This window comes from Eudoraea sp. (genome assembly GCF_049665975.1).
GTDB lineage: Bacteria > Bacteroidota > Bacteroidia > Flavobacteriales > Flavobacteriaceae > Eudoraea.
The window spans coordinates 1-5303 of record NZ_JBATGR010000538.1 but is presented as its reverse complement, the minus strand read 5'-3'; the positions used below and the strand labels follow the sequence as shown (position 1 = coordinate 5303).

The 5303-nt window shown below is 35.9% G+C and carries 6 protein-coding genes and 2 pseudogenes; 6 read left to right on the top strand and 2 right to left on the bottom strand.

The window, feature by feature from the left end; translation table 11 throughout:
- Positions 1–212 (bottom strand): annotated as a pseudogene (locus WBN20_RS16970) (TIGR00159 family protein); the annotation flags it as partial.
- 45 nt (positions 213–257) lie between these two features.
- Positions 258–1091 carry a dihydropteroate synthase gene (folP, locus tag WBN20_RS16965; protein ID WP_424282542.1) on the bottom strand — a complete coding sequence of 278 codons (834 nt, stop codon included), beginning with the start codon at positions 1089–1091 and terminating at the stop codon, positions 258–260.
- A 113-nt stretch (positions 1092–1204) separates the two neighbouring features.
- Between folP and WBN20_RS16960 the strand changes: the two genes are divergently transcribed.
- The 6 genes and pseudogenes from WBN20_RS16960 to WBN20_RS16935 form a co-directional block, all read left to right on the top strand.
- A complete protein-coding gene (locus WBN20_RS16960; RefSeq protein WP_424271615.1) occupies positions 1205–1750 on the top strand; it encodes a DUF1599 domain-containing protein in 546 nt (181 codons plus the stop codon).
- Positions 1751–1766: 16 nt separating this feature from the next.
- Positions 1767–2864 carry a BT_3928 family protein gene (locus WBN20_RS16955; RefSeq protein WP_424282541.1) on the top strand — a complete coding sequence of 366 codons (1098 nt, stop codon included), beginning with the start codon at positions 1767–1769 and terminating at the stop codon, positions 2862–2864.
- A gap of 82 nt (positions 2865–2946) precedes the next feature.
- Positions 2947–3696, top strand: coding sequence for a triose-phosphate isomerase (tpiA, locus tag WBN20_RS16950; RefSeq protein WP_424282540.1), 750 nt, complete (start codon positions 2947–2949; stop codon positions 3694–3696).
- A 6-nt stretch (positions 3697–3702) separates the two neighbouring features.
- On the top strand, positions 3703–4536 hold the full coding sequence (prmA, locus tag WBN20_RS16945) for a 50S ribosomal protein L11 methyltransferase (protein ID WP_424282539.1): 834 nt from the start codon (positions 3703–3705) through the stop codon (positions 4534–4536).
- A gap of 21 nt (positions 4537–4557) precedes the next feature.
- A complete protein-coding gene (locus WBN20_RS16940; protein ID WP_424282538.1) occupies positions 4558–4833 on the top strand; it encodes an ATP-dependent Clp protease adaptor ClpS in 276 nt (91 codons plus the stop codon).
- An 83-nt stretch (positions 4834–4916) separates the two neighbouring features.
- Positions 4917–5303 (top strand): annotated as a pseudogene (locus tag WBN20_RS16935) (LuxR family transcriptional regulator); the annotation flags it as partial.

The following is a 5303-nucleotide window of genomic DNA, read 5'->3' as shown; positions in this document are numbered from 1 at the left end:
ACCGACATAAAACCACCAACCACACTACTGATCATTTTCATATCCAGTAATTGGGTTAATTTCCAAAACCCCCAGACAATAACAATTCCAATAAATATATTGATAGCAACAGTACCTCGTACCAGTTTGTAGATGTAATACAGCAGAATGGCCACAAGGAGGATATCTATAATGTCGGTGATCCTTAAATCCAGAAAGTTAAAAAAGTCCAATCCTTGTTGTTTTTGTAAAATTAGAAAAAATAGACTAACAAAAAATTAATCTTCAATTTGGTTTACCGATTGTATTAATTCTATGCATTCAACTGCTTCTTTAACGTCGTGTACCCGTAAAATATTGGCTCCTTTTATTAATGCAAAGGTATTTAGGGCAGTGGTTCCATTCAAGGCCTGATCTGCAGTAATACCCAATGTCTTATAGATCATGGACTTTCGGCTTAAACCCACAAGTATTGGCAATTCAAAGGTTTTAAAGAGGTTTAGATTTTGTAATAAGGAAAAACTTTGTGAAGGTGTCTTGGCAAACCCAAAACCAGGATCAAGGATGATGTCATTAATACCAAATGATTTGGCAAGAGCCACTTTTTCCGATAAATAATAAAGCACATCTTCTATAAGTTTATTGTAATTAGTTTGTTTTGCCATGTTTTGAGGTGTTCCTTTCATGTGCATCATGATATAAGGCACTTTAAAATCGGATATGATTTGCATCATGTTGTGATCCAAATTTCCAGCAGAAATATCATTAATCATGGTAGCACCGTTCTCAAGACAACGCCGGGCTACATTACTTCGAAAGGTGTCAATGGACAGATAAATATCAGGAAAAGCATTAATTAACAGATCTACTATGGGTAAGATCCTACTTAATTCTTCTTCTTCAGAAATATGAGTCGCGCCGGGTCGGGAACTATAAGCTCCCAGGTCTACAAATGTGGCTCCCTCATCAAGTATTTTTTCTGCTTGTTTTAAAACAGAGACTTCATCTTTATATTTTCCTCCATCGTAAAAAGAGTCTGGAGTAACATTTAATATACCCATTACTTTTGGCTTCTTTAAATCTATCAGCCTGCCCTTACAATTTATTGTCATAGGATTTTTTTAAACTATTTGGAGTATAAATTATTTTGAAGACCAAGATTAAACTCCGAACTTTGATATTTCTATTATTTTGAGCGAAATTTACGCAAATTAGAACAATTTACATGCAGCAAACCTCGGAACAATACGATGGCATCATAACTACTTGTCGGGACTTATTTTCAAAAAAAATGAAAGATTACGGAAGTGCCTGGCGAATTTTAAGACTACCTTCTTTAACAGATCAAATTTATATTAAAGCCCAACGCATCAGAAGTTTACAGGAAAACGAGGTCCGTAAAGTAGATGAAGGGGAAAAATCTGAATTTATTGGTATTATCAATTATGCCATTATGGCCCTCATACAACTGGAGAAAGGGGTTGCCCAGGAACCAGATCTTAACGCTGAAGAGGCACTTAGTTTGTACAATAAACATATTGAGATTACCAAATTACTTATGGAAAATAAGAATCATGACTATGGGGAGGCGTGGCGCGATATGCGTGTAAGTTCATTAACTGATCTTATTATTCAAAAATTATTGAGAGTTAAACAAATAGAGGATAATAAAGGTAAAACATTGGTTAGTGAAGGTATTGAAGCTAATTATCAGGATATCATAAATTATTCGGTTTTTGCCCTGATCCATATGAATGAATCTACCCAATAAATATTCAATAAATAGTATGAAACACTTAGTAGGCTTTTCCAGGGTATTTGTTGGAATACTATTTATTATCAGTGGTTTTATTAAACTTAATGACCCTGTAGGCTTTTCTTTTAAATTGGAAGAATACTTTAGTCAGGGAGTTCTCGATTTGCCATTTTTAATGCCATATGCTCTTGCGATATCAATTTTTGTAGTCATTTCTGAAGTAGTTTTGGGGGTATTTCTCCTTTTAGGTTATCGCAAAAAATTTACAATAGGGAGTCTGTTACTCATGATCCTGTTTTTTACTTTTCTTACCTTCTATTCCGCTTATTTCAATAAGGTAACGGATTGTGGTTGTTTTGGAGATGCCATTAAATTAACACCATGGGAATCCTTTATAAAAGATGTTGTCCTTCTGGTACTAATTTTAATTTTATACTTTGGCCAGGAATATATTAAACCACTTTTTAGCAAGAAACTAAGGCAAATTATTGCTCTGGTATCTGTAGTACTTTGTATTATATATGGAAATTATGTGCTTAATCATCTCCCTGTAATAGACTTCAGGCCTTATAAGATTGGGGCAAATATAGAAGACGGGATGGAATTCCCTGAAGATGCGCCGAAACCCATTTATGAATATTCCTGGAAATTTAATAGTAAGGGAGAAGAAAAAGTAATCGTTACCAATGGGGAGTACCCTGATGTTGACGGTGAATTTATTGGAGTGGAGACTGAAGAAATTCAGAAGGGTTATGAGCCTCCTATCCATGATTTTACTATTGAGCAGGAAGGGGAAGATTTTACTGCCCCGTTGATGCAAAAGGATAAATTGCTTATTGTTGTGGCTTATGACCTGGCAAAAAGTGAATATGAAGCCTATGAAAAAGTAAAAGAAGTTTCAGATAAAGCCCTGGATAATGGTTATGAAGTAATAGGAATGTCTGCCTCCAACAAGGAGTGGACCAACAGGATAATTGAAGAATACCAATTGGGATTTGAATTTTATTTTACAGATGAGACCACGCTGAAAACGATTGTTAGGTCTAATCCCGGACTTTTGATTTTGGAGCGTGGAACTATAACTCAAAAGGTCCATTATAATGATATTGAGGATTTGAAAATTGAATAAGTCATTAGAATACTGGTATTTAGTAAACTGTGATGACAATTAAAATATAACAACACCTATTGTAAACATAAAAGAACTAAAAATGAGAAGTAAAATAGTTGCCGGAAACTGGAAAATGAATAAGAACTTAAACGAAACTAAGGCCTTATTAGAAGAATTATCAGGTAGATTACCGAAAACAGATGCAGAAGTCATTGTAGCTCCAACTTTTGTTAACCTGGCAGAAACAGCCAGTATCCTGAAATCATCAGACATAAAAGTTGCTGCCCAGAATATGCATTTTGCGAAAAGTGGGGCTTATACCGGGGAAATTTCTGCGGATATGCTTTTAAATATAAATGTGGACACTGTAATTATAGGACATTCAGAGCGGAGGGCATATTTTGGAGAAACAGATGAGCTTTTAGCTAAAAAAGTGAAGGCTGCTTTAGAAAATAAGATGCGTGTCATATTTTGTTTTGGGGAAGAATTGGAAGAGAGAAAGGCTGGCAATCATTTCAAGGTAGTGGAATCTCAACTCAAGAACGGTCTTTTTGATTTACCAGCTGATGCCTGGAAAGATATTGTACTTGCTTATGAACCAGTATGGGCCATTGGTACAGGTGAGACCGCCTCTCCGGAACAGGCCCAGGAAATGCACGCCTTTATCCGCAAGACGATAACAGAAGCATATGATGCTGCAATAGCGAATGAAGTGTCCATTTTGTATGGCGGCAGTGTAAAACCCTCAAATGCCAAGGAGATTTTTTCAAAACCCGACGTTGATGGCGGATTAATAGGCGGAGCCGCATTGGTTGCAGATGACTTTATTGCGATTATTGAGGCTATTTGAGCGCTTATGCAAGCTATCTTTCTGGAGTATCGATTTTCAATAAACCCCTTACAACCAGCTATGGATATCTTAATAGCTGAGCTTGCCGCACTGGGATTTGATAGTTTTTTGGAAACCGAGGCTGGTTTGCTGGCTTATGTTAAAAAGGAGTTATGGAACCCCATTGCCTTGGAAAACGTCGACATTCTTGCCAATGATAACTTTAGTATTGATTATGAAGTATCTGAAATAGAACAGCTAAACTGGAATGAACAATGGGAAAAGAATTTTGAACCCATAATTGTTGATAATCAATGTGTTGTAAGAGCTCCCTTTCATGATAAACCGGATGTAGCCTTTGATATTGTTATAACTCCCAAAATGAGTTTTGGCACCGGACATCATGAAACTACCCATATGATGCTTCAATTGGTTTTGGCACTGGATTTTAAAGATAAATCTGTATTGGATATGGGCTGTGGAACCGGTGTTTTGGGTATTCTGGCTGCTATGAAAGGGGCCAAATCTGTAGATGCCATAGATATAGATAATTGGAGTTTTCTGAATGCCATGGAAAATGTTTCTGTTAATAAATGTGAACAGATGAAGGTGTTTGAAGGTGATGTGAATTTATTGACAGATCAAAATTACGATATCATCTTAGCGAATATAAATCGCAATATTCTGCTTTCAGATATTTCAGTTTATGTAAAGCACCTGAAAAAAGGGGGAGTATTGCTTTTAAGTGGTTTTTACAAAGAAGATATTGGCCTTATTTCAAAAGAATGTTTGGCGCATGGACTTTCATTTCAAGAAAATGCTGAAAAAAATAACTGGGTTGCGACAAAATATGTATTTTAGTTAATACAAAAACCTATCTCTATGAGTACTAAGGAAAAAGTCTCCGAAGAACTGCTTTTGGATGAGGAGACGGTAAAACAAAATGAAATAGTATTGTTCAATGATGAGGTAAATACCTTTGAACATGTCATTTATACATTAGTAGATGTTTGTGAACATACCCCGGAACAGGCAGAACAGTGTTCATTAATAGTGCATTACAAAGGCAAATGCACAGTTAAAACTGGGGAATATAAGGAATTAGAACCCCGTTGCAGTAAATTATTGCAGGCAGGCTTGAGTGCCGAGATTGTTTGATTGTTCATGTTCTGTGAGATTAATAAGTGATATGTTATTCTTTTCTTACCTTTAAAAGAATAGTTCCTCTTTATACCCCTAGTTTGAGAATAGTCTTTATTCTTCTTTTATTATTTTGCAATTTCTTGGCTTATGCTCAGGAAGTACCTCCTATTCAAAATTATGCTCCTGTTGATTACGGGGCAGGAACACAAAATTGGGCCATTTCCCAGTCCGGGGAAAAGTTTATTTATGTAGCCAATAATGCCGGGTTGCTTGAATTTAATGGAGCTCAATGGAAATTGTATCCTTCTCCAAATGGCACTTATATAAGATCTGTTAATGTAGTTGGCGATTTAATTTACACCGGATGCTATATGGAGTTTGGGTATTGGGAGAGAAATGAACACGGAATTTTGAATTATGTTTCCCTGACTAATAAACTTGGGGAAGATTTAATTGAAGATGAACAATTCTGGAATATCCTGGAA